The 24,075-nt window shown below is 56.5% G+C and carries 21 protein-coding genes; 4 read left to right on the forward strand and 17 right to left on the reverse strand.

All coding sequences use genetic code 11. The features are described 5' to 3' along the window. Positions 1 to 37 precede the first annotated feature (37 nt). The 17 genes from PFLQ2_RS24710 to PFLQ2_RS28510 all read right to left on the reverse strand — a co-directional run bounded on the left by PFLQ2_RS24710 (position 38) and on the right by PFLQ2_RS28510 (position 20,810). On the reverse strand, positions 38 to 1,864 hold the full coding sequence (locus PFLQ2_RS24710) for a S9 family peptidase (RefSeq protein ID WP_003177655.1): 1,827 nt from the start codon (positions 1,862 to 1,864) through the stop codon (positions 38 to 40). After that, positions 1,830 to 2,999: a pyrroloquinoline quinone biosynthesis protein PqqE gene (gene pqqE / locus PFLQ2_RS24705; RefSeq protein WP_003177656.1), complete on the reverse strand. Its 1,170-nt coding sequence runs from the start codon at positions 2,997 to 2,999 to the stop codon at positions 1,830 to 1,832. Before pqqE ends, PFLQ2_RS24710 begins: the two co-directional genes overlap by 35 nt. Further along, positions 2,971 to 3,246, reverse strand: a complete 276-nt coding sequence (gene pqqD, locus PFLQ2_RS24700) for a pyrroloquinoline quinone biosynthesis peptide chaperone PqqD (RefSeq protein ID WP_003177657.1) — start codon at positions 3,244 to 3,246, stop codon at positions 2,971 to 2,973. Before pqqD ends, pqqE begins: the two co-directional genes overlap by 29 nt. Continuing rightward, positions 3,243 to 3,995: a pyrroloquinoline-quinone synthase PqqC gene (gene pqqC / locus PFLQ2_RS24695; RefSeq protein WP_003177658.1), complete on the reverse strand. Its 753-nt coding sequence runs from the start codon at positions 3,993 to 3,995 to the stop codon at positions 3,243 to 3,245. The genes pqqD and pqqC overlap by 4 nt, the downstream gene beginning before the upstream one ends. An 11-nt stretch (positions 3,996 to 4,006) precedes the next feature. Next, on the reverse strand, positions 4,007 to 4,918 hold the full coding sequence (gene pqqB, locus PFLQ2_RS24690; protein WP_003177659.1) for a pyrroloquinoline quinone biosynthesis protein PqqB: 912 nt from the start codon (positions 4,916 to 4,918) through the stop codon (positions 4,007 to 4,009). An 80-nt stretch (positions 4,919 to 4,998) separates the two neighbouring features. Continuing rightward, on the reverse strand, positions 4,999 to 5,073 hold the full coding sequence (gene pqqA / locus PFLQ2_RS28495; RefSeq protein ID WP_003177660.1) for a pyrroloquinoline quinone precursor peptide PqqA: 75 nt from the start codon (positions 5,071 to 5,073) through the stop codon (positions 4,999 to 5,001). Positions 5,074 to 5,230: 157 nt separating this feature from the next. Beyond that, positions 5,231 to 7,654: a pyrroloquinoline quinone biosynthesis protein PqqF gene (gene pqqF / locus PFLQ2_RS24685; RefSeq protein ID WP_003177661.1), complete on the reverse strand. Its 2,424-nt coding sequence runs from the start codon at positions 7,652 to 7,654 to the stop codon at positions 5,231 to 5,233. 48 nt (positions 7,655 to 7,702) lie between these two features. Next, on the reverse strand, positions 7,703 to 8,497 hold the full coding sequence (locus PFLQ2_RS24680; protein WP_003177662.1) for a carbon-nitrogen hydrolase family protein: 795 nt from the start codon (positions 8,495 to 8,497) through the stop codon (positions 7,703 to 7,705). Between the two features lie 12 nt (positions 8,498 to 8,509). Continuing rightward, positions 8,510 to 10,192: a flavin monoamine oxidase family protein gene (locus PFLQ2_RS24675; RefSeq protein WP_003177663.1), complete on the reverse strand. Its 1,683-nt coding sequence runs from the start codon at positions 10,190 to 10,192 to the stop codon at positions 8,510 to 8,512. Positions 10,193 to 10,463: 271 nt separating this feature from the next. Continuing rightward, positions 10,464 to 10,925, reverse strand: coding sequence for an Lrp/AsnC family transcriptional regulator (locus PFLQ2_RS24670; protein WP_003177664.1), 462 nt, complete (start codon positions 10,923 to 10,925; stop codon positions 10,464 to 10,466). 35 nt (positions 10,926 to 10,960) lie between these two features. Next, positions 10,961 to 13,288, reverse strand: a complete 2,328-nt coding sequence (locus PFLQ2_RS24665; protein WP_003177665.1) for a hypothetical protein — start codon at positions 13,286 to 13,288, stop codon at positions 10,961 to 10,963. 537 nt (positions 13,289 to 13,825) lie between these two features. Next, positions 13,826 to 14,533, reverse strand: coding sequence for a DarT1-associated NADAR antitoxin family protein (locus PFLQ2_RS27470; RefSeq protein ID WP_033045890.1), 708 nt, complete (start codon positions 14,531 to 14,533; stop codon positions 13,826 to 13,828). Between the two features lie 18 nt (positions 14,534 to 14,551). After that, positions 14,552 to 15,190 carry a DarT ssDNA thymidine ADP-ribosyltransferase family protein gene (locus PFLQ2_RS27475; protein ID WP_033045891.1) on the reverse strand — a complete coding sequence of 213 codons (639 nt, stop codon included), beginning with the start codon at positions 15,188 to 15,190 and terminating at the stop codon, positions 14,552 to 14,554. 216 nt (positions 15,191 to 15,406) lie between these two features. After that, positions 15,407 to 17,593, reverse strand: coding sequence for a S8 family peptidase (locus tag PFLQ2_RS30800; protein ID WP_225970867.1), 2,187 nt, complete (start codon positions 17,591 to 17,593; stop codon positions 15,407 to 15,409). Then, positions 17,478 to 18,680 (reverse strand): AAA family ATPase, encoded by a 1,203-nt coding sequence (locus PFLQ2_RS28505; protein WP_003177670.1) that lies wholly within the window; start codon positions 18,678 to 18,680, stop codon positions 17,478 to 17,480. Before PFLQ2_RS28505 ends, PFLQ2_RS30800 begins: the two co-directional genes overlap by 116 nt. 452 nt (positions 18,681 to 19,132) lie before the next feature. Beyond that, entirely contained in the window at positions 19,133 to 20,119 is a 987-nt protein-coding gene (locus tag PFLQ2_RS27485) for a hypothetical protein (RefSeq protein WP_192814251.1), read from the reverse strand. A 133-nt stretch (positions 20,120 to 20,252) separates the two neighbouring features. Further along, a complete protein-coding gene (locus tag PFLQ2_RS28510) occupies positions 20,253 to 20,810 on the reverse strand; it encodes a plasmid mobilization relaxosome protein MobC (protein WP_003177672.1) in 558 nt (185 codons plus the stop codon). A 448-nt stretch (positions 20,811 to 21,258) separates the two neighbouring features. Here PFLQ2_RS28510 and virB5 point away from each other — a divergent pair, with 448 nt between their 5' ends. Genes virB5 through PFLQ2_RS24650 form a run of 4 tightly spaced genes read left to right on the forward strand, consistent with a single transcriptional unit; the run spans position 21,259 to position 23,833 of the window. After that, positions 21,259 to 21,990, forward strand: coding sequence for a P-type DNA transfer protein VirB5 (gene virB5 / locus PFLQ2_RS24660; RefSeq protein ID WP_003177673.1), 732 nt, complete (start codon positions 21,259 to 21,261; stop codon positions 21,988 to 21,990). A gap of 12 nt (positions 21,991 to 22,002) precedes the next feature. Beyond that, positions 22,003 to 22,488: a hypothetical protein gene (locus PFLQ2_RS27495; RefSeq protein ID WP_033045893.1), complete on the forward strand. Its 486-nt coding sequence runs from the start codon at positions 22,003 to 22,005 to the stop codon at positions 22,486 to 22,488. Next, positions 22,485 to 22,745, forward strand: a complete 261-nt coding sequence (locus PFLQ2_RS24655) for an EexN family lipoprotein (RefSeq protein WP_003177675.1) — start codon at positions 22,485 to 22,487, stop codon at positions 22,743 to 22,745. The genes PFLQ2_RS27495 and PFLQ2_RS24655 overlap by 4 nt, the downstream gene beginning before the upstream one ends. 2 nt (positions 22,746 to 22,747) lie before the next feature. Further along, complete coding sequence (locus PFLQ2_RS24650) at positions 22,748 to 23,833, forward strand: type IV secretion system protein (protein WP_003177676.1); 1,086 nt, start codon at positions 22,748 to 22,750, stop codon at positions 23,831 to 23,833. Positions 23,834 to 24,075: the final 242 nt, after the last annotated feature.

Raw genomic sequence — 24,075 nt, forward strand, 5'->3', positions numbered from 1 at the left:
GCGGGAGCAAGCTCCCTCGCCACAGTGACCGCTGTTGTTAGAGATCGCTATCAATCACCCTGCGATAAAACAGCCACTCATGCTCCAGGGCATGCGCTTGGTTCGCCGCCTTGCGAAAGCCATGGCGCTCATCAGGGTAGTAGTGCGCCTCGACCGTAACGCCATTCGCCTCCAACGCCTCGACCATATCCCGGGTCTGCTGCGGCACGACCACGGCGTCCAATTCCCCTTGGAAAAAGATCATCGGTGTGCGAATCCGGTCTGCATGCAACAGCGGCGTACGGGCGCGGTAGCGTTCGGCGTCCTGCTGTGGGTCGCCGATCAGCCAGTCCAGGTAATCGCCTTCGAACTTGTGCGTAGCACGGCCCAGGGCGACGGGGTCGCTGACACCGTAAAGACTGGCGCCGGCGCGGAATACATCGTGGAACGCCAGGGCGCACAGGGTGGTATAGCCGCCGGCACTGCCGCCACGAATGAATGTCCGACGGCCATCGATCAGGTGTTGCTCGTCCAGGTAAGCGACCACCGCACAGGCATCTTCGACATCCACCACGCCCCAGCTCAGATGCAGCGCCTGCCGATACGCCCGTCCATAGCCGCTGCTGCCACGGTAGTTGAGGTCGGCAACGGCAAAGCCGCGCTGGGTCCAGTATTGGATGCGCGGATCAAACACCGGGTAGCAGGCCGAGGTGGGGCCACCATGGATGAAGACCACCAAGGGCGGTTTCTCTTCGGTGTTCATCGCCGGGTAAAAGAACCCATGGGCTTCACCCGACGCCGAGGGGTAGCGCAGCGTACGCGCACGGCTGATCTGTTCGACGGGCAGCGGCGCGAGGCCGCCGGCCAGGACTGTTACAGCGTGGCTTTGTCGTTTAATCGCAATCACCGCCGATGGGCTCGTCGGCGAAGCGGCGATGGCATAGATGAAGGAGTCATCGAGCGCGAGGCTGCGCAAACGCGTGTAAGTACCGGTGTAGTCCTCGCTGGCATCCTGGCGGCACACGCCCAGGCGACCAAAGCCTGCCTCGGTCCAGCTCGCCAGATAAGTGCGTGAATCCAGGGGCAGCCAAGTACAGCCGCCCAGTTGCCACGGAGCGGACGCATGATCGGCTTCGGCGGCGGGCAGCGGCTCAAGACCTTGGGCCGATTCCACCCAGGGTTGCCAATAACCGGCGCGATCCGTCAGGCAATACAACCGGTTCGAGTCATCGAAACGCGGTTGCTGGATCGACTCTTCTTCAGCATTACCCGCCACGCAGCGCGGTTCGCCCCAACCGCTCACGTTGCGCTCGGCCAGCATCAATCGCGTTGCCGTCCACGGCTGATGCGGACGACTCCACTCAATCCATGCCAACCGCTGGCCGTCCGGGCTCACCGTCGGCGAAGCATAAAAATCCGTGCCTTCAGCCAGCACATGCCGCTGATGATCGGCCAATCCGATCGACACCAGGCGATGCTGGTTGGCCTGTTCTTCCACCGCCAGCACCTGGCCGTCGGCGAAACCTAGATCCCCGTATCGACAGTCGCCCGAGGTCAGCGCCACCGGACGTTCGCCAGCCAGGGTTTGGTGATAAATCTGCTGATCGGCCTCATTGACGAACAGCACGCCGTCATCGCTCAAACAGAACGCACCGCCGCCGTATTCATAGACCCGGCTGCGTGCGCTGAATCCATTTGGCGTCAGGCAGCGGGCCTTGGCGTCCTGCCAATGCCAGATCCGGCAGGCGCTGTCTTCGGGGCGGTATTCGTTCCAGAACAGGCCCAGGGGGCCGACGCGCAATTCAGCGAAGTCGGTACCGGCGGCAACGGCCTGGGCGGCGCTGAAAGGATCAGCCTTTGGCGATGAGGCGCGAGTTTCGTTCATTGCGAAAAGCCAGTTGTTCAATGGTTTGCGTGGCGTGCTCGGCATCTTCGCGAGCCTGCAGAATGATCCCGTGATGCTCGGACTTGCTGCACACCGGGTCGGCGTTGCTGGCGTCGCCCGTCAGCATGAACGCCTGGCAGCGGCAGCCACCGAAGTCCTTCTCTTTTTCATCGCAGGAACGGCAGGGTTCGGGCATCCAATCATAGCCGCGAAAGCGGTTGAAGCCGAACGAGTCGTACCAGATGTGCTGCATGCTGTGCTCGCGCACGTTGGGAAATTGCACGGGCATCTGTCGTGCGCCGTGGCAGGGCAGTGCAGTGCCGTCCGGCGTGACGGTCAGGAAGATGCTGCCCCAACCATTCATGCAGCCCTTGGGGCGTTCTTCGTAGTAGTCCGGGGTGACGAAGATCAGCTTGCACGGATTGCCTTCGGCTTCCAGCTTGGCACGATATTCGTTGGTGATGCGCTCGGCGCGGACCAGTTGCTCACGGGTGGGTAACAGGCCGACGCGATTGAGCTGCGCCCAGCCGTAGAACTGGCAGGTGGCGAGCTCGACGAAGTCGGCTTCAAGGGCGATGCACAGCTCGATGATGCGGTCGATCTTGTCGATGTTGTGCCGATGGGTGACGAAGTTCAGCACCATCGGATAACCGTGGGCCTTGACCGCCCGGGCCATTTCCAGTTTTTGCGCGAAGGCCTTCTTTGACCCGGCGAGCAGGTTGTTGACTTGCTCGTCGCTGGCCTGGAAGCTGATCTGGATATGATCAAGGCCGGCTTTCTTGAAGTCGCTGATTTTCTGCTCGGTCAGGCCGATGCCGGAGGTGATCAGGTTGGTATAGAAACCCAGCCTGCGCGCTTCGCCAATCAGTTCGGCCAGGTCCTGGCGCACCAACGGCTCGCCACCGGAAAAGCCCAATTGCGCGGCGCCCATCTCCCGGGCCTCGCGAAACACCTTGAACCACTGCTCGGTGCTCAGCTCCTTGCCTTGCTCGGCAAAGTCCAGCGGGTTGGAGCAGTACGGGCATTGCAGCGGGCACCGGTAGGTCAGCTCCGCCAGCAACCACAGCGGCAGGCCGACTTCAGGCTTTGGCGGCAGGCCGGTGGTGTCAGGCAAGTTCGATCCAGTGCTCTGCACGGGCGACCTCCATGAATTGCTCGATGTCGTCACCGAGTTCCGGCACGTCGGGGAATTGCTTCGCCAACTCACCGATGATCGCTGCGACGTCCCGTTCACCATCGATCAGGCCACCGATCAGCGAAGCGCTGTCGTTGAGCTTGATCATGCCTTCAGGATAGAGCAGCACGTGGCCTTTCTGGGCGGGTTCGTACTGGAAACGATAGCCGGGGCGCCAGCGCGGGGTCTTGCCGCGGTCGAAACTCATAGAGTGATCCCTTTGTGCCAAACCCGTTGCCCAGTCACGCTGTGATAGGGCGGGCGGTTCAATTCGTAGGCCATGGTCATGGCATCGAGCATGCTCCAGAGAATATCCAGCTTGAACTGGAGAATCTCCAACATGCGCTCCTGGCCCGCGCGGGTGGTGTAGTGCTGCAAAGTGATCGCCAGGCCATGCTCCACATCACGCCGGGCCTGACCCAGGCGGGTGCGGAAATATTCATAACCGGCCGGGTCGATCCATGGGTAATGCTGCGGCCAGCTGTCCAGGCGCGACTGGTGGATCTGCGGGGCAAAGAGCTCGGTCAGCGAACTGCTGGCGGCTTCTTGCCAACTGGCCCGGCGGGCAAAGTTGACGTAGGCATCCACCGCGAAACGCACGCCGGGCAACACCAATTCCTGGGAGCGCAACTGATCGGGGTCCAGCCCCACGGCTTGTCCCAGTCGCAGCCACGCTTCGATACCGCCGTCTTCGCCGGGCGCGCCGTCATGATCGAGCAAACGCTGGATCCACTCGCGGCGGATCTCCCGGTCCGGGCAGTTGGCGAGGATCGCCGCATCCTTGAGCGGGATGTTCACTTGATAGTAAAAGCGGTTGGCGACCCAGCCCTGGATCTGCTCGCGGGTGGCGCGGCCTTCATACATCGCTACGTGGTAAGGGTGATGGATGTGGTAATACGCACCCTTGGCACGCAGGGCCGCTTCGAACTCGGCGAGGGACAGGGGGATGTCAGTCATTTCAGTTGCTCCTACAGTTCAATACTCATGCCGTCGTAAGCCACTTCGACATTGCGCCGCACCAGCTCGGCCCGTTCGGCGGAGTCTTCATCGAGGATCGGGTTGGTGTTGTTGATGTGAATAAGGACCTTGCGCTGTTCGGGCAGTTGTCCCAGCACTTCCAGCATGCCGCCGGGGCCGTTCTGCGCGAGGTGGCCCATTTCCCGGCCAGTGCGAGTGCCGACGCCACGGCGCTGCATTTCATCGTCGTCCCACATAGTGCCGTCCACCAGCAGGCAATCGCTACCGGCCATGATCTCCAGCAACGGCCCGTCGACCTTGCCCAGGCCCGGGGCGTAGAACAGCTTGCCGCCGGTGCGCAGGTCTTCGACGATCAGCCCGATATTGTCGCCCGGGTGCGGGTCGAAGCGGTGCGGCGAATAGGGCGGCGCGGCACTGCGCAACGGCAGCGGGGTGAAGCGCAGGTTCGGGCAGGCAGCGATGGTAAAGCTGCGGTCGAGTTCGATGCGGTTCCAGCTCAGCCCACCGTTCCAATGGGTCAGCATGTTGAACAACGGGAAGCCGGTGCTCAGGTCTTCATGGACCATGTCGGTGCACCAGACTTGATGGGGGCAACCTTCGCGCAGGCTGAGCAGGCCGGTGGTGTGGTCGATCTGCGAGTCCATCAGGATGATGGCGCCGATGCCGGTGTCCCGCAGCGCCCGGCCAGGTTGCATCGGGGCGAAACCCTGGAGCTGGGCGCGAATGTCCGGCGAGGCATTGCACAGTACCCAGTTCACACCGTCATCGGAAATTGCGATGGACGATTGGGTGCGCGCCAAGGCCCGCAGGCTGCCGTCGCGAAAACCTGCGCAATTGGCGCAGTTGCAGTTCCATTGGGGGAAACCGCCACCGGCGGCGGAACCTAGAATCTGGACAAACATGGCCGCTCCATCTGCAAACCGAAATAAAAACGCCCCGGCTGACCGAGGCGTTGTGCTGCGTGCTTAACCGCCTGCAGCAATCAACGGCTGGCGAAGTACATGGTGACTTCGAAACCGATACGCAGGTCGATATATGCGGGTTTGGACCAAGACATGGGAATACTCCTTTGGTTGGGGTGGGGCGGTTGGAATCTATACATATAGTCCACCTCCGTTCGGAGATGTTCAGATGCTTAGGCGGCTATGTTACTAAATCTGACAAATTCGTTCGCCGCGATTCTCCGAGAAAGCTCATTGCAGCGATTGCAATGATCAATCCGCTGCATGCCAGGGAGCGCCCGGACAGGCTCCGTTGCTCAGGCAAATCCGCCCACCGTGTGCGTCGATCAAACGCCGGGCGGCCGCCAGTAGCTGCTCGCGGTCCAGACGCATAATCGCTGCGGATAACTGCTCAAGGTAATCCGACGGCCGGTCCGCCAGCTTGCCCTGCCAGAGCAGTTCGGCCGCCTCGGCGCAGGGCAGGGCGGCGCTTTCGAATTGGGCGGCAAGGGCCCGCTGCCGATGAGCCAGGGTTGAATCATCGATTTGCTGGATCAGCGCCGGCAAACCGCTGAGGAACTCCTCTATATGGGCAATCAACTGCCCCGCCGAGACATCGGGCGATTGCACGCCAAACAGCACGCCGGTTTCCCCATCAACTTGCTTCAACCCGCTGAACACGGCGTAACCCAACTGCAACTCGACCCGCAGGCGCTGGTAGAGCGGGGTCTGGCACAGCTGCGCCAGCAGCCGCCATGCCGCCTCGTCGGGCAAGGCCTGGGTCGGCGTTGGGCAAAACAGCAGCACGGCCTGTTCGTCGCCCTGGGCCTGGAGCTGGTGCCAGACACGATGCGTGGACGGCGTCCTCGGTTCGGCTTCCTGGCTGGCGATGCCGGGCACTTGGGCCAAAACTGGGCCCATGGCCGCCTGGGTGGCCGTCGACAAGCCGATGGCCAGGCCATCCCACCGGGCACTTGCCCACGGGCTGTCCGTCAGTGGCAGTGCCGAAGCTTGCCGGTCGCGTTGGCAGTAGTCCGACAAGTGCTTCAACAAATGTCTGATCGGCATCAGCGGCGTTTCGTTGCGGGGCGGGACAGCCGGCAGCGGCTGGCTCAGCATGGACAAGATGTGCTCCAGCACCAACGGTAACGGAGCTTGCAGCCCTACCAGCCTCAACAGGCATTGATCGCCGGCGCAATCGAAGGACACCTCCACGCCAGCCTGGCGAGCATCTTCACGCAAGTCCCGCAGGTGCCAATCGAGTCTGGCTTGAAGATCGAGCGAGGCCGCCAACCGCCAACGCAGGTACACCGCACCTTCGCGGCTGTCATCGGCAAATGCCTGGCTGAATTGCATGGGCGAGCGCTCCCGCCGGCCCCGGGAGCGGTCCTGGGCGAAGGTGCGCAAACCGCGATGGGCGCTGGTCTGGCCACGTATCAGCCCGGCGCGGGCTGGTTCGCTGGCCGTTTGCAGGAACGGATTGGGCGTGGGCAGTTGCCATGGGCCCGTCACGTTATCCACAGGCTCAAGTTGCCTGAGGATTGTCCTGAGTCTGACAAGGTCGCTTTCCGACAGCGGACCGTCACGTTTCTCACAGTCCCAGCGCGCCAGTTGCAGGGCAGATGCTGTCTCCTGTCGACGCTTCAGGCGTGCGGTGAATTCCTGGCGCAACGGTGCCCAGTCGTCCTGGGCTGCGAAAAAACCCAGCCAATCGTGCAGCAATGCCTGGATTTCATCCGGGGCCCGAGCATTGTCGCGCTTGAATTCGATGTGCAGCAGCGCCTGCCCGGCAAATTCATACAGCACGGTGGCCTGGAGGCTGTCAGCCAAACCGCGCTGACGTAAGGTGGCGAGCAAACCGCCTGGTTTGCTGGCGTTCAGCCACGTGCAGAGGAAATCCAGGGCTTGCGGTGAAGCTTCAGGCAGATTTTCGAGGGCATACAGCAGATCGAAATGTTCTTCGCCGACCTGTTGATAACTGGCCTGGGGCGCCGCCATCAGCTTCGGTGGCAAAGGCCTGGCAACCGCGTCGCCCGCCGGCACGCTGTCGCCGAACTGCCGGGCCAGTGCGCTCAACGCATCGATGCTCTGCGGGCCGGCCAGGCTCAATGTCATTTGGCCGCTCTGGTAGAACCTGCGGTAAAAGTCATGCAATGCCGCCTGGAATTCAGGCTGCGTGACTTCGAGACTGTCGCGATTGCCCGCATGAAAGCCCCGTAGCGGATGATTCGCCGCGAGGCCTTCGTGCAGCGCAACCTGGCGCTGGGCTGCCGCGTCCTGGGACCAGGCGACGTATTCGGCTTGCAGCACTTCTCGCTCGCGCAGTTGATCGGCTTCGTCCAGTCGCGGGTGAGCGAGCATGTCTGCCAGCCGCTCCAATCCGCCGGCGAAGGCGGCAGGTGGCAATTCGAAGAAATAATCGGTGGTGCGTTCACTGGTACGAGCGTTGATCTGGCCGCCGTGCCGCTGCACGTAAGCCATCAGGTTGTCTGTTGTGGGAAACCGCTCGGTGCCAAGGAAGAAAAGATGTTCAAGCAGGTGCGCCAACCCAGGCCAGGCCAGGGGGGCATCATGGCTGCCGGCCGCTACGCGCAACACTGCGGCGCTGCGCTTGAGTCCGGGGACATGACGAACTGTCACCCCGATGCCATTGGCCAGGGTTTGAGTATGAGGGCGTAGGGAATCAGGGACCGGCATGAGCGCTTCCAGAACAGGGATGCGCTCATGCTAGCGGATTAGCCCGGCTCAGTGCTTGAGCAAGTCGTTATAAAGGGCGGGGCGGCGGTCGTGCAGGTAGTTGTAGGCCGCACGGGAGGCGTCCATCAACTGTCGATCCAGGTCGCCGACGATCAGCGCCTCGTCGAGCCCCGCCAGGGCGGGGCGGCTGCCATCTGGAGCGGCGATGCTGCTTTGTCCGCAATACTGCAATTCACCTTCGTGACCGCAATAATTGGCGTAGGCCACGAAGCATTGGTTCTCGATGGCCCGCGCACGCACGGTGACATCGGCAATGAATTCGTAGGGCTGCATGTTGGCGGTTGGCACCAGGATCAGCTCGGCCCCGGCCAGGGCCAAGCGCCGGGCATTTTCCGGGAATTCCAGGTCGTAGCAGATCAGCAGGCCGAGTTTCCAGCCGTTGAGTTCCACGACAGGCAGCGTTGAATCACCGGCGCTGAACATCGAATGATCCAGATCGCCGAACAAATGGCTCTTGCGGTAATTGGCGAGGCGTTCGCCCTGGGCGTCGATGAGCTGGACCGAGTTGTAGATCTGCCCATCTTCACTGCGTTCGGGATAGCCATAGACGATCGCCAGTTGGCTTGCCTTGGCGATACGGCCGATCTGCTGCGCCCATTCGCCGTTATAGACCTCGGCCAAGACATTCACCGCGTCGACGCCGATGTTGTAGCCGGTCATGAACATCTCCGGCAGCACCAATACATCGGCGCCCCTGGCCTCCAGCGCGACTTGATGCAAGCGCTGCAGGTTGCCTGCCGGATCCAGTGGCAGCGGTGGGCATTGGTAAAGGGCTACACGCATCGACAACTCCTTTTATTCGGGCAGGGCGATCGGACCGATCTCATGGAATACATCACCTGGACCCGGGTTCTCGGCGTGAGTTTCACCGCCGAAGTGCTTCATGATTCCCCACACGGCATTGAGTGAGGTTTGTACCGCGCCTTCAACCCAGGCGGGTGTCCATGAGACGTCATCGCCGGCGATAAAGATCCCTCGGTGTTCGGCCGGCATCTCGTCCTGCATGAAATGGGCGTACATGCGCTGGTTGTAGCGATAGTGGCCGGGCAGGGCACCCTTGAATGCACCGAGGAAATGCGGGTCGGCCTCCCAGGACACGGTGATCGGGTCGCCGATGATCCGGGCGGCGATGTCCACCTTCGGGTAGATTTTCTTCAAGGCGTCGAGGGCCAGCTTCACGCGTTTTTCCACCGGATGCGGGAGCATTTTCAGCGCATCGCTCATCCAGGAATACGACAGGCAAATCACTCCTGGCTTATCGTCGCCGTTGTCGAACAGGTAGGTGCCCCGGGTCAGGCGGTCAGTGAGGGTCATGCTCATCAGGTCGCGACCGGTTTCGGGATCCTTGTCTTTCCAGAACGGCCGGTCGACCATCACGAATGTCTTGGACGCCTGCATGTAGCGGGTGCGGTCCAGGGCCATCCACATCTTTTGCGAGAACAGCGCTTCTTCACATTCGATCTGGGTGGTCAGCAGCCAGCTCTGGCAGGTCACCAGCACGGCGGCATATTCGCGGGTGTTATCCCAGACATCGGTCACGCTGAAGTTGCCGTTGTCGGCACGGGCGATTCGCTTCACCCCGCTACGCGGCGCGCCCAGGTGCAACGAATTCAAACTGGTGCCTTCTGGCCAATGCACGCAACGCTCCGGCACATGTTTCCAGATCCCGTGAGGGACCTGCTCCACGCCGCCTACCACCAGGTGCTGATGATCGTCGCAGTTGGTCATCACCACGCGGAAGATTTCCAGCATCGAGTTGGGGAAGTCCGAATCCCAGCCGCCGGTGCCGAAACCGACCTGGCCGAATATCTCGCGGTGTTGGAACGAAAGTTTTGCGAAGGCTTTCGAGGTGGCGACAAAATCATAGAAGGTGCGGTCGTCCCACAGCGGCACCAGGGTGTTCCATAGCGCCTTGAGGCGCGGCACATCACGGTCGCGGATCGCTTGCTGGATCTCGCCGAAGCGCGAGCCGGCCTCCAGCGCGTCGGCCCAGGCGTCGGCCACTTCTTGGAACAACGCCGGCAAGTCAGTCATGCTTTCTGCGTAATAGGTCTGGCCTTCCAGGTCGATGACGGTGCTGCCCGACGCCGAGGTGAGCGGGTTAGGGAACGGCTTGGTCTCCAGGCCCAGCTTGTCGACATAGTGATAGAACGCAGTGGACGACACCGGGAAACGCATGCCCCCCAGCTCGGCAATCACGCCTTCGGCGCCATTGAAGGCCTGCGAGCGCAGGCGCCCGCCCATTTTCGAGGCCTCGTAGACCACAGGCTTGAGGCCCAGCTTCATCAGCTCGTAGGCCGCCACAAGACCGGCGATCCCAGCCCCGACAATTGCCACCTCCGTGCCATGGTTGTGCTCCGGGATCGAGCCCAGGCCGGCCGGGTGTTCGATCCAGTCGTCAAAGGCGAAAGGAAAGTCCGGTCCAAAAATGGTGATGGGCTTCTTACCGTCTGCGGGGTGGCGATTGTTCTTGTTCATGGCTGACCTTGTTAGGCGACTCGACGCGGTGTTCGCGTCTGAGTATAGGAAAAGATGCCAGCCATTCTAGGGAGCATAGAGCACGTTAATAAGACGCAATGTGTCGTCGTTTTGCTCTGTCGTCAGTCATTTCGCCGTAGAAATAAATCTAAATGACGAAACGTTCTTGTGGGAGCGAGCTTGCTCGCGAATACGACAGCACATTCAACATTTATGGCGATTGATGCACCGCTTTCGCGAGCAAGCCCGCTCCCACAGATTCAGATAGGCCCTAGACCGGCTGCCCCCGATCGATCTTGCTGCTGAGAATGATCGAGGTGGTGGTCTTGTCCACGCCGTCCACGCTGCCAATCTGGTCCAGCAGTTGATCCAGCTGTTCGGGCGAGTCGGTGCGCAGCCAGGCGACGTAATCGAATTCACCACTGACCGCACACAACTGCTGCACCTGGGCCATGGCGCTCAAGCGCCGCAGCACATCTTTTCCGGAGCGCGGCTGGACCTTGATACCGACGTAGGCCTGCAAACCGCCGTCAATCAACCGCTGCCCCAGGCGCACGCCGTATCCGGTAATCACTTTGGTTTTTTCCAGCCGCGCCAACCGCGAGGTCACGGTCGTGCGGGCAATGCCCAACTGCCGGGCAAGCATGGCGACGCTTTCCCGCGCATTGATTTGCAGGGCCGCGATCAGTTGGCGATCGATTTCATCAAGGACGCAAGGACGGGAATCAGGCAAGGTCGGCTCCGGCGCGGGCATCAGTGGCAGGCATGTTACAGGCTCTCTCGCTTGAAATAGTGGATGTCAGGTAAAGCCAGTGCGCGCCAGGCAGGTGCCAAGTGCGCCTGTGAAGACTTGAGCCAGAGCCCGTCTTGGCAAATGAGCTGCTCAGCGGGCAATTGCAACAGCAAGTCCAATGAGAACGGCTGCACTGAACCTGGATCCTCATCGTCTTCAGCTTCCCAATCGCGTTCGTAACACCGGATCCGTAGCTGGCTTGCATCGAAGCCTTCGAAGAGGGGTCTGTTGCCCAGCCATTGGGGATGCTCGCGCAGTGTGTGCTCTTGGGTATCGAGGAGTAGCAATTGCCAGCCGCGGTAGCTTCCGCACAGCTCTGTCACGTCGGTCGCCATACGGGTCAAGGCAAGATAGCGGCCCTGCGCTGACCAGATCATCGAGGGCGCCAAGTTGTCCAGCGCACAGCCCGATGCCGTCAGTAAATGGCCTCCAAGCCGTGGTGTGCCGGTGCGTACCCAGCTGTCGGCATATTCCGTCTCGCTGCCGAACAGCCAGGCCGCATCACGCTGGGTCGGTGAGGGCTGGATGAAGTCACCATCGGCAGTCGCCGCTTGCGGGCCGTCCACCCGGCGCCAAGGGGCGATTGCGCTTAGCTGGGCGTCTTCTGGTTGCAGCTGTACGGTGGTGTAGTACAACCGATATTGATCGCTGGGACGGCAGAAGGACGCGTCATCACCGACCGGTGGCGCGGCGACGTTGAAACGTTGCAGAGGACTGCTTTCCAGCTCGTTATCCAGGCGACCTGCGACCACCGCCAGGCTCAACCGGCCATCACGGAAATCGAGTATCCGCTCTACCCACAAATCAGGCCCTTGCAGCAGGCGCCGATGTTGCAGATCAGCAACCACCGCATGGGTGGTGACGGTCGTTGAGTTTTCAAAGGGCAGCAGCGCCAGGTAGCGCCCGCAATCGGAGACTCGATGATCCAGTAGCCAAGCCCCAGGCAAAAGCCAGTCGCCGATCTGGCAGCGATAACCGCCAAGCCCTTCGCGGTTGTCGCCCAGCCAGGTCAGACGAGCACATGTCCCATCCTGCAGCGGTTGCGTCTCGATGCCAGAGTCGCCTCGTCGGCCCTGGCTGTCCAGGGGCATCACAATAGCCGTGCGGGTCAGTTTGAACTCATCGACCTGCACCCGACCTTGGGCGTCATGACCGGTCTGGGTCTCGGTATCGCTGTGGATGCTGTCCAGGCGGTAGCCGTAGCGGCCGGCGCTCGGTCGGGGATAGTCGAGGTACGCACCGACATGGACATGGCTTGCATCGAGGCTGAGCAATTCGTGCCAGTAGAAAGAGGGTTCAGCGGCGGTCTTCACCCAAGGCGAGGGCAGTGCGCGCCAGCCGTGGTCCGATTGCCAGAACCAATACTGGTCGCCTTCGGCATCGTTGGCCTGCTCGCGGGCCAGGCACACCAAGGCGCAATGATCCGCCCCCCAAACCAATGGCGCATCGGCGGCCATGATCAGCCCTGACGGCTGGTCGTTGACGCTGATGGCATAACGCGGGGCATACAGCGGTTCCAGTGGCTGGGCCAGATCACGGAGGGTCGCGGGTAAAATGATCTGGCCCGCCAACTGCTGTCGGCCATCGGCGCTGGGTCGTGCGAAGGTGTGCGGCATATTGTCAGGATGCCAGCCAGGCTCGAGCCAGAGGTCCGCGACAGGAATCAGCTCGATCATTTCTGCTGTTTTCATCAACTCATCCAGCCGGAGCTGGCGAACGCTGTCGTCTATCAGCGGGCTATGGCGGCCGCTCAATACGTCCTGCTCAAAAGTGTCCAGCTCCCAGAATTCACTGTCGGCACAGCGATACAGCCGGCGTTGCTGACGGTCGAGAACAACCAGCCCCCATTCCTGCCGAGAAGGCACCGTCGCCGCGAAATAGCGCCCATCGCGGGAAAACAGTGCCGAGGAACCCAGGCCTTGCACAAGCACGCCATCGGGGAACAGGTAGTCGCAATAAGTGGGACCCCCCATGGCGATTTCACTGTGGTTGAACACCCGGATCGGCTCGCCTTCAGGCGTCAGTTGCGGCTCGCTTCCACCCCAGGCGCTGGCGCCCTTGCTGGACACGGCCGCCAAGCCCAGACGCCGCTCCCATTTACTGACGCACGCCAGTCCGCCGACGATGCTGGCAATGGCCGCGAAAATCCCCCACCACTCAGGCAACGCCCTGCCCACGCTGAAACCCAGGCCGAACACGGCGCCGACGATCAATCTGCCACAGACCCTTGCGGCCGATGGAAAACCGAATCGCGTGGCAAGCCCCATCAACAAGCCGAAGAACAATACGGCCAACAAAGCCAACGGGGGAGGCAATATCGTGACGAAAAAAGCCGGCACCAGCAGGAGGCCGAGTTGCCAGAACAAATCGAGAAACAGGCGGGGAAGGCTGGGGCTGGCGATGATAGGGAATCTCGCTGGAGAAGGTTGAACGGCTTGGGCGAAGGGGGTAGCCCGTCGTTTATTCTTCAAAGTATTACTTCAGGCGAGTCCAGGAACAAGGAAAGGGGAAAACACGAAAGCCGCGCAATGCGCGGCTTTTTTGTTTGGTGGGCCCACACGGACTCGAACCGTGGACCAAAGGATTATGAGTTGCTGGGCGAGCTGATATGCCTAGAGAAACCGTCCGAAACTGAACGTAGCTTGGCATAGCTGGAGGCCCCGTATTACTTGGCGTTGAGCGTAGTCTTGAGAAGGTTGTTCAAGCTGGGCACTGTACCGCAAAGGTACTGTTTTTGCAGCTTGTACACATTTGTAAGCAAGGATCGACTCCAAGGCAAACTCGCAGGCGGTGACGCTCTCTTTTTCTATGACGGTGGGGTCGAACCGGGCCTTTACAGCCTAACTCAGCAAATCGCCTTGAATGGTGTCGTCGCGATGCGTATTGCTGACCTTTGCGCTTTCTACGATCTCCAGAAATGCATCTTTCGAACTGGCGGCCTGTTCAAGTAGGCCGCGCTGCTCAAGCGCTATGAACAGCGCTACAGAGTACGCCTGGCAATTTATTGAGCGCTCAGGATTAAACTCAATATCTGTAAACGCTGAATATAACGTTAGCTGAGTTGCGATCAATGGATGCTTTTTGAGCGCGTTGATGTATAGCCAATCATAGAATGCGGTTCTTGGCTCGAGTGGCCATTCAGTGCCGAAAAACTGAAACGCTGTGAGCCTTCCCGACGATTTTAGCCTCTCATCTTTCTTGGCTTCCCGGGAGGTTAGGGAAAAAATATCGCGATAAGGTCCGCCATGCTCAAAAACCTTGCTGCCTTGAAATGCACATTCAACACTAAATGTCAGATTGTTTTTGAGCGTGGTAATGGTGAGGTTGAAAGCACTTAGAGCGATTCCAAGGTCGAGCTTCGATTTGCTGGACACCTCAAGGACGTCGGTGAGTGAGGAGATCTGTTCCTTTGCAGCTTGGTGCAGCGACTCAACAGATTTCTGTTTTTGAGATGCTGATAATCCTGGAAACCATTTGAATTCGACATGCCTAGTGTCTACTAGCGTAGGTCCTGTGCTGTTCGGGATAAAAATCGGTCTAGATGCCATAAAAATCCTAATTTTTTCTCAGCCCCATGTGCGAGCATATTTACGGTTTGCGAACATGCCTTTGTTGTTCGAATGCACATACGGCTTTCGATCGCCTAGCAAATGTGCATGGGCATCACGGACAAGGGCTTTCTCGTAAATAACTCCGACGATGTACTGCGGCTCGATTACATCGAAAACCAAAACCTCCGCTTGAACGTCTGTAGGGTCTGATATTTTCAACCGTTGCTCAACCCGCGGCAAGCATCCGTCGATTTCCTCGAACATACCCAAGAGCGATTCAGGAGTCATCAGTTCGGGGAGCGGGCAGCAACTGATTCGGCCATCAGCAGCATTGTGCTTGCAGAATGCGCAATCTTTTACCCATAAAATGCTGGGGTGCAGGACCAGAATGACCCAGTCGACGAGGGGCTCGGCCATTCTGTACTTGTACAGCATCTGGCTGTTTGGAAATCCGATTGAAACCGAGTTGCTATCTTTGTGACCGTCAAGGCGCAGTTGATCGTTGATCTGGGGAGCTAAGCCGACCTCATGGGTCCTTCCTATCGGGTATAGCCCATGTTGAAGGATTGTAGGAAGGTTCGATGCTCGTGTGAAATGGAGTAGGTAAGGGATACCACGAGCGGTGGAGTGAGCTTGAATCGCCTGCCTTGGCATAATTTTTCTCCGTGATGGCTATTCGACATTGCCTGTATGTCGAGGCTAGTCCAATTCAGAGCAAACGTCCATGGCGTTGAGTCGTCATAAAAAAGTGGCCCGGGGCACGAGCCAAGAAGCGATCGATTATGAGTTGCAAACAACTAGTCTTCGCTAAGCTAGGTGGGCAATGAGCAACCCTGTTGGGTTGCTCATTGTTTATAGAACTCAATCAATCTAGGGTTTAATCTCAATTCTGGTTCTTACATTTATAGCCTGTAACGTTTGGTTTTCTTGCAGTATCTTGTTGTAGATACTGTTGTCACCTTCTGCGCGTATTGTAAGTATCAATGTATAGCGAATGGCAGGTAGATCTTCGCTAATTGTTCCGCCTTGCTCGCGGGCGTGATATTTAACATCAAAAACTGGGGATTGAAGCGTAGATCGTTTAAAGCGTTGATGTCTAGAAAGAGTGGTTTCCCATTTGTGTGCATCCTCTCTCAACTCATACTCACTCGGGTATAGTTTTCCTAGCGAAAAAAATGGCTTGGTGTCAGCATTAGCTCCGTCCAACGTAAACCGATCTTCATTCGCCCGAAAAGAAATTTCAAGACCGGATCTGGTGTAGTGCAATGGATGTTCAGGATCCACGATGGCACTTATACAGAATGTAGCACTTAAATGTACCCATGTTGAATCAGTTGATGCCGGAAGAGGTACTGGGATTCGGAGATGCTTTGAGTTCTCAAGCTCGCCTTGGAACACGATAGTCGCCTCATCATCAAGGCATGTAATTACCGATTCAGGTGAGGTAGGGAATCTACCCCAACCTACATTTTTCAGATCATGCTCATCCGGTTTCGCAGAGTGCACCATCAGAGCTTTAACTGTGTTTGTGGATAGATTGAAGTCTGTGATGGCGTCAATGCCGGCAGCCACACGTAATGCGTATGGAGCAGCATAGCTTGTGCCCATAGTGTCTACGAAAGAATGGATCCTTGGTGAGTAGACTCTGAACAGGTTGTGAGGCGCGCCACCGAACATCACGCCATCAGGTTTTACCACTCCAGGACTGCGGCCTGGCCCCACGCAGCTATAAGGCGCTCTTGCCCACCCTTGGAGCTCCCCATCACTTGCCCCAACTGAAAGACTGTTGACCATATCACTAGGTGGTTGTACACGACCATAATCGCCTGGTAGGTCACCGTCGTTCCCTACTGCGACGACTGCGAGGCAGTCACCGTCCTGAAGAAGCGCATCGATAACGGATGTCCACACGTGAACTTCGTCATCGTCAATCGCAATATTAGGTCCGAGGCTCAGGTTTACATATTTATAAGTTTTGAGCTTCAGGGTGTCTTCAATGCGAGTGAGTACATCAAATAGGTCAGGGTCGTCGTCACCCTGGGAAATAACTCTGACTATGTCGACTGTAGTGTACGGAGATCCGAGCGTACAGTCCGAACCCAACGCTGGTCCGAATAAGTATGCAGAGCAAACTTCGCTACCGTGAGCAAGATACTCTGGATGGGAACCTTCCATTCCTGCTGGTACGATCTCGGTCACCCAGTTAGATATATGATTTCCGTCTCCTAAGCCTCCATCGAAAATGCAAACCTTGAAGTCACGATTCAAGATGTCTGGATTCCAGTTAGGAAGAATTACCGGGTTGCTCACAGGGCTGCGTAGTGTTTCCGGTTTATTCATCCTCAACTTTGGAATGCTTCTGAGTACTCTGAGTTGAGCAAATTTTGCCAGAATTTGTTCCTTGCCATGTGGAATGCTTACAGGCAAAAATGTCAATCCACCTACGACTTTGGCTTTTTCTCGTCTTACTGCTCCGCCGTTGAGAGAAGCATAGTCGTCGAAAGCGCGAACAACATACTCGTCGTCAGCGGATGCGTGTATAACCACTTCAAGATTCAAACTGTCGCCAGACGTGTCGATGCTTTTTATCTTTTCGGCTGCATCAAAATATTCGATACGTTCAAGAGTTCTTAGAACGTCTTCGGATGCTCTTGTTAAAGAGTTTGATGTTAGATCAGTTAATAATTTCCTGTATTGACTTTTTTCACCAGATACAAACACACAGCTAGCCAATCCAGCTTCCGGGTGCTTTTTGACACCCCATTGCTCAGGTTTTACGGTTACCGCCCGGGACCCAATATCTTCCATTCCGTAGGCAGAGAACAGTTTCCTTGGATAATAAGACTTTGCTAGATAGGAAGGGTGCTGAATAAATTTTATGACTACCTTGCCGCCAGCGCACTCTGTATCTGGTTTGTTTTCTATTTTAGATATTATCTCTTCAAGCTGAGAACCAATGCGCTTTATTGCCTCGGATATTGAGTATGGATGTTTTTTGTCGCCACCACCACCACCGATATCTACCTTTGTTGTAAGTGTTTCGCCATATCCGACTATAAAATTGTTCATTAGGTTTCCTTACATTCGACGTGTTGGTCCATAATTTTTTTACGGTTGGTCTGCTTATTTCCAGCGCGATAGATATGGCTCTCTGAGACATTCCTTCTGCTGCTAATCTAATGACATCTTTCTTTTTTAACTCAACTTTATTGCCTGGTTTGTTCTCGATGGCTCCAGTGATACAGGTGATAAAATTGCACTCATTTAATATGCTTTTCTTCTTGGCTTTCCTTAGGCTTCGATCAATATCACTGTAGGAGATTTCACCAAAAAAATGTGCGAGATTATCCGCGTGTTTAGTTAGTTCTGGCCAGTAGCTAATGATATAAGCTTTTCGCATTTGTTCGCTTGGAAGATCAAATGATATTTCCAGATCAAACCGACGCCAGATGGCAGGGTCCAAGAGGTCGCCGTGATTTGTTGCAGCTATTAATACTGACGATTCAGGCCATTCATCAATAGCCTGTAACAGTACAGTTACCAACCGTTTAAGTTCTCCTAGCTCCCTGTCGTCATCTCGCCGCTTAGCTACCGCATCAAACTCGTCAAGAAGCAACACGCAGGGAAATGAAGACGCATGATCAATCACTGCCTTGATATTATTTCCGGTTTTGCCTAGAAAGCTGCTCATGACAGTTGCTAGGTCTAGCGTTAAAAACGGGAGGCCTAGTCTTGATGCAAGCCACCGTGCCGTCATCGTTTTACCGACTCCAGGTGGCCCTTGGAATAATAGTGATTTAGCAGGAGACAAACCTTCGGCTAATAGCTTTGATGCCGACTTTCGCTCAAGAACGACCTGGTCTAGCAGTGCCAGGATTTCTTCGGAGTAAATGGGGGCGTCATCCATGACGACCGGATTTTCGACCCTGACTAAATTTAGTCGGCTGTCTGAATCCACTGGGATAGGTTTCGCTGGCTGAGCTGATCTAAGGCCGTTGGTCGATAGTCGTGACAGGATTTTTTCAGATAGCTCTGGATCCCGGTGGCCGGTTTTGACCGCCATTTTGTGAAGATGCATGCGTAGAGTGCGCGGATCTCCGCCTAGCGCCAGGTCTATGAGGCTTAGAATTGCTTTGCTGTCCATGTGTGCTCCGGAAGCGCACGGCTCTGACCTATAGATGAGATGCCGTAAAATTTACCATTTCTCGGTCTGAGCTTACCATAATTGGTAAATTTTCTAGATTTTTTGGTTTTTGTTTACCATTTTAGAAGTGCGCTTCGGTTCCGGATTGGCTTGAGGATCGACCAGCAGTGGTCGAACCGAAAAGGGAGAGGGCTTCGTTTATCTAGGGTCAACGAAAAGAACTGGGGCACACGTCCGGGGCAGACATGCGGCGCATTCCTAGAGACCGCGAAGCTCAAGATCGACAGCAGGGGGTTGGGGGCGGCGCAGAATTTGATCAGCGAACTCGATGGCATCGAGTTAGGTCAGTGGGCGATAGGCAATTTTCCGGGTGCTTAAGCGAGTTAATGCTGGTGGTCTTTCTGTCAGCATTAAGCAATTTGAGAGAAATCTTCAGTGTTGACTAAACGGCTTCAGAGCTCCACTGGCTCTCCCAATAACACTTCTTCGCCTGCGAGGCTAAGAGAGAAGTTGTGTCGATGGTTCACTGGCACTTGCCTGGAATAGAGATGCCAGTATTCAGTAGGCGTCGCCGCCTGGATATAGTAAGTAACAGACTCAATTTTGTAATTGGCAGAAAGTCGTCTTAGACCCTCTCTTAGTCTTCCGTACTCCAGAGTTTTGCTTTTTTCCTGGCTTTTAGTTCCGAAATAATGAATGAGTCCGTGCTCTAGCAGTATGCCTTCCTCCATCTTTTGTACTTCATCTATTGCAGAGTTGCTAACTGCGAAGCTAATTAGATATGGGTTTGACTGTGTAACTGAAGTCGCTTTAAATAGGTTGTAATAGACAAAAATGTCTCTTTCATCGGTGGGCGTGTCATATAGCGAATCACTGTAGCCTCGGTGGTCTCGCTTCAACGGGCGGGTTGCGGGGGCATCGGTGGAGCCAACGTATAATATTTCGGTATCGATTCCAATATTGATATTCTCCCCCATTAAAAACTCGTGCACCGATACTCCTACAGGCTTACTCTGATCGCTGCCCCAAATTGAAATGAATCGTCCATTATCAACGATAATGGGCAGTCGTCTGCCGCTAAGAGATGGCGATGCCAGGAAGCGCAGTTTTCTAACTGTTCGCTTCTTGCCTATTTCTAGATAAATTATTATCTCTCGCTTTGTTAGACTGTATTTCGGGGACTTTCTAGTGCTAAATCGAACTTTTTGTCTGGCGGCTATGAAATACACAAAACGTTTGTCATTGCTCTCTTTTACTGCGTCGCGATAGTCCTTCAGGTATTCAGCGGCTACTTTCTGAAAGTCGATTCCTGGGGGCGAATTGATCATGAGATCGAACCAAAAGACCGTATAGTCGGCTAGTTCGACGTACCAGTTTTTTTCAGAGTCTTTGTAGGCTGGGGTGTCTTTAATGAAGCTGAAAAAACCACGTGATTTCATAGCGCCATCCATTGGATATTGAACTGATCATCGGTGCAGCATGAGCGCGCTCTCATTGCGAGGCATACGTGGCCTGACTCGATGGGGTGAAGATGGCTTGTGTGTGGTAAGCAGTACTCCATCGGAGAAATTATCACTCGACATTCCATCGCTCTAGGCTTGCCCTTATAGCTCTGTTGACGATGTCTGTATGGTTATCAACGATGCGGGTTAGCGCTTCGATCCGCTCGACAGTTACCGGCTCGTATGCACCTTCGTTCAGGCGACGAGAGATCTGGTTCAGATTGCGGCCAAGGGCCAAAAGCTGATAGTTCGACTCACCCAGTGCGTCGATCTCACTCATTCCAAATTGCGGCTCATGAGTCAGTCCAGCTCGGATGGCATCGACAATCCACCGGCGCATTGAACACCTTTCCATCTGCGCCCGTTCTTTTATTGCCGCTTTTTCAGAAGCCGTCAGTAGGACTTCAAATCGTTGTTTAGGCTCGGCGGCAGGTGCTTCGTGGATCTGATGGTAAATCTTCGGCTGCGGATTTGCGGCCGCCTTCGCCAGCTGCTGCTCGATAGCCTCTTTGATTGCCGCGCCGGGCTTCTTACCGAGAGCCTTGCAGTAATCGCCCCATGGCTCTTTGAGCGCCCCCAAGTAAACGTCCAGGTACTGAGCCGACTTCGGCATCTTCGCTTTCTCCATATGTGACTAGCGCCTCAATGAATAAAGCCCCGGCAGGGCGATCAGAAACTACCGGGGTAGTTTACCGGCGGTTAGCCTATCCTGCACTAGTCTTCATACCTTTGCATTTCTTCGTCATGACGAAATTTGCGATCAGGGAGTGCGCTCATTAAAACTGCGAGCAAATTGCTGGTTGAACATTTTTGCATCATCGACATCTTCTAGCCAAAATGGGAAAATGTCGCACGCCAGAATGAATAGTTTTGGTCTTCTAACGAACGTTGCTCTACCCCAAGAACGCCTCGCGCGTACCGGGTGCCGGCCTGAGAAGAAGGGCCTGACCGCCAAGAACAGAATGGCCGCCTAGTCGCCCCAAGAACGCTCAGCGTGCCGGGCGCGGTTCCTAAACAGACCGACAGATCGGAACAGTACGATCCTGCGTTCGCCCCCAACCTTTGGAGTGGCGAATATGAAAAATCCCCTACCTTCTTGGTTCTTGGCTGTAGGCATTGCAATGCCTTCAGCAGCCTTCGCGCAAATACCTGTAACAGTAACTACCCAGGCAAGTGACTCGCCGATGACCATGGCCGAGTTCTCGGCCAACACTGCGCGCTGGGCGCAGCAAGTCGAGCAGATGACGTCGCAGATTGACCAGATGAAGCAGCAGTACCAGTCGATCACCGGATCGCGTGGAATGGGCAGCATCATGGACAACCCGGCTCTGCGTGATTACCTGCCGCGAGACTGGCAACAGGTCTACGACTCCGTGAGGGACGGTGGCTATGCCGGCCTGAGTGGTCGCGGTAAACAGGTCTATGCCGCCAACAAGACATTTGATAGCTGCAACTTCATCAACTCCCGCGACGCGCAACGGGCGTGTGAAGCGCGGGCGGTCAAACCATCGCAAGACAAAGCGGTTGCCCTTGATGCCTACGACGCGGCTAAAAGCCGGCTTTCGCAAATAGATGGGCTCATGTCGCGTATCAATACGACGCAAGATCCGAAGGCCATTGCGGAATTACAAGGCCGGATTGCGATTGAACAGGCGAAAATCCAGAACGAGCAAACCAAGCTTCAGATGTTTCAGATGGTGGCGCAGGCAGAGGACCGTTTGCAGCTACAACGGCAGCGGGAGCTCAACGCCCAGGCCAATGCCCGACGCGGTTGGATACAACCGGATGCATCGAACAACTTGAACTGAGGGGGACGCGTCATGATTTCATTCATTCAGCTTCCTATTCTGGCAGTCTGTTTTTTCCTCTTGCTAGCCATGCGCCGTTTCTGGATCTGCATCGACAAGATGGGCTTCCTTCGGGAGGTGGGCCGTCGCGCACCTGCGTTGGTTCACACCGACATCCTCGTTGCATCGCTCGCATTTTTGCCCTTCGTAATTGCAGCGGTCGATTGGTTCGGGATTCCACTGCCGTACCAGGAAGGACCGGTTTCACCGGTGCTAGCTGCCTTTCTTTCAGTTGGGTGTTTAGGTGGTGCGGTGCTGTCATTACGCGATTCTGGAAATCGCTTCGCTGGGCATTGGGCTGGCACTCGGGAAAGCGCCCTGCGCACTGTCGCGACGCTCCGCATCATCGATGCTGCTGAGCTTGCTTACGCTTTGGATTTTGCGCAGCAACATGAGGCTCGTCATGGGTCGAGTCGAGGTGTTGTGATCGATGTAGAAAAGCAGGAGGTGCGGAAATGAGAGGTTTTTTCCTAACTCTGCTGATCGCCGTAGGACTGGCTGGATGTGGCGAAAACACCCCCGTGCAAACTGTCGACTGGTACAAACAGCACGACTCGGAAAGAAAGGCGATGGTTGCCAGATGTAAAGCCAGTCCTGGTGAACTGGCCGCCTCGCCGAACTGCGTTAATGCGCAGCAGGCCGACAACGAAAAAGCCAATGCCCGACGCGGATGGCTCACCCCGGGTGCAGTCGATCTCGACAAGAAGGGAGAGTGAACATGGAAGGGCCAATGATTTTTCAGTTCATCGGGACTTTTCTCGATACCGCATTGAATGCATTCGTGAGCCAAACCGCCGGCAACGTCATTACGATGTTTACGCTGTTCGCGCTTGGGGGCACCACGCTTTACCTGACTGTCATGGGTTACATGATCGGCTGGGGGTATATCGAAGCGCCGATGTCCACCTTTCTGAAAACCTGCGCCAAGCTCATTTTGATCGCAGCATTTGCGCTGAATGCTGACATGTATACGGAATGGATTGTTGGGGGCATTCGGTCCTTGGAGGTGGGCTTCACTTCGGCCTTTGCCGGCACGGGTTCCTCTGGCGGGGAGGCCACTTCCGTGTATCAAGTAGTAGATCACGCCTTAGGTCGAGGATGGGGAATCGCTGGTGACCTTTGGGAGCGGGCGGCCAATCGTGATTGGTCGGAAATCGGCATGGCATTTGGTGAGTATTTCAATGCTGGCATCATTGCGGTAGCAACCGGCTTGCTGGGTATCCCGGCTGGCGGAATGATCGTTGTTGCTAAGGCGGGCTTAACGATCATGCTCGGTATAGGCCCTTTCTTTCTCATCGCTTTGATGTGGCCCGCCACTGCTCGTTTCTTCGATAGCTGGTTTGGCCAGGTTATGACCTATGTATTGCGTATCGCCCTCATGGCGGCTGTTGTAGGCCTGGCATTCAAAGGGTTCGATGCGCTGATAAACAGCGTTGACCTGGATAGCGAGCAAAATCCGCTGTTCACGTCTCTGGTTCTGATCACCTTCACTATTGTCATGTTCTGGCTGCTCGGTGAGGCGAACTCAGTTGCAGGGCAGCTTGCCGGTGGAGTCAGCAGTGCGGCAGTCACACTGCGCGCGATGGCTCAGGGCGCTGCCTCGCCTATTCGAGCTGCTGCTCGGTTGATGAATGCTCCGAGTACGCGGCGTGATATGGAGTCCGGCATGATGGTGACAGCTGGACGTACAAATCATTTGGTGGCGGGTAATACCCTCTGGAATCCAGCTTACCGGCAACACGTAATGCAAAACTTAGGCAAGAATTGGGGACATGCGAAAGGTGGAAGGATTGGACAAGGCTAATCGTCCTCCATCGACTTCCTCTGGCTGCATGTGTGTTTGCCCTGCGCGCCCTGGCGGGCTTACCCAAAGGGGCTCTGCCCCTCTGGACTTCCTGCCCCTCGCCGGGTGGCAGGGCTGCGGGGATAACCCCTCCCGCAACCCAGCCAATAGGGTCATCGTGAGAAGCGCGTCAAGGGTTCGCTTCGCCGGCATCCTCACCCGGTCCCGCTTCGCGGGCTGCGGCTTGTGGTGCCGCCCTTGAC

This window comes from Pseudomonas fluorescens Q2-87 (genome assembly GCF_000281895.1).
GTDB classification, from domain to species: Bacteria; Pseudomonadota; Gammaproteobacteria; order Pseudomonadales; family Pseudomonadaceae; genus Aquipseudomonas; species Aquipseudomonas fluorescens_S.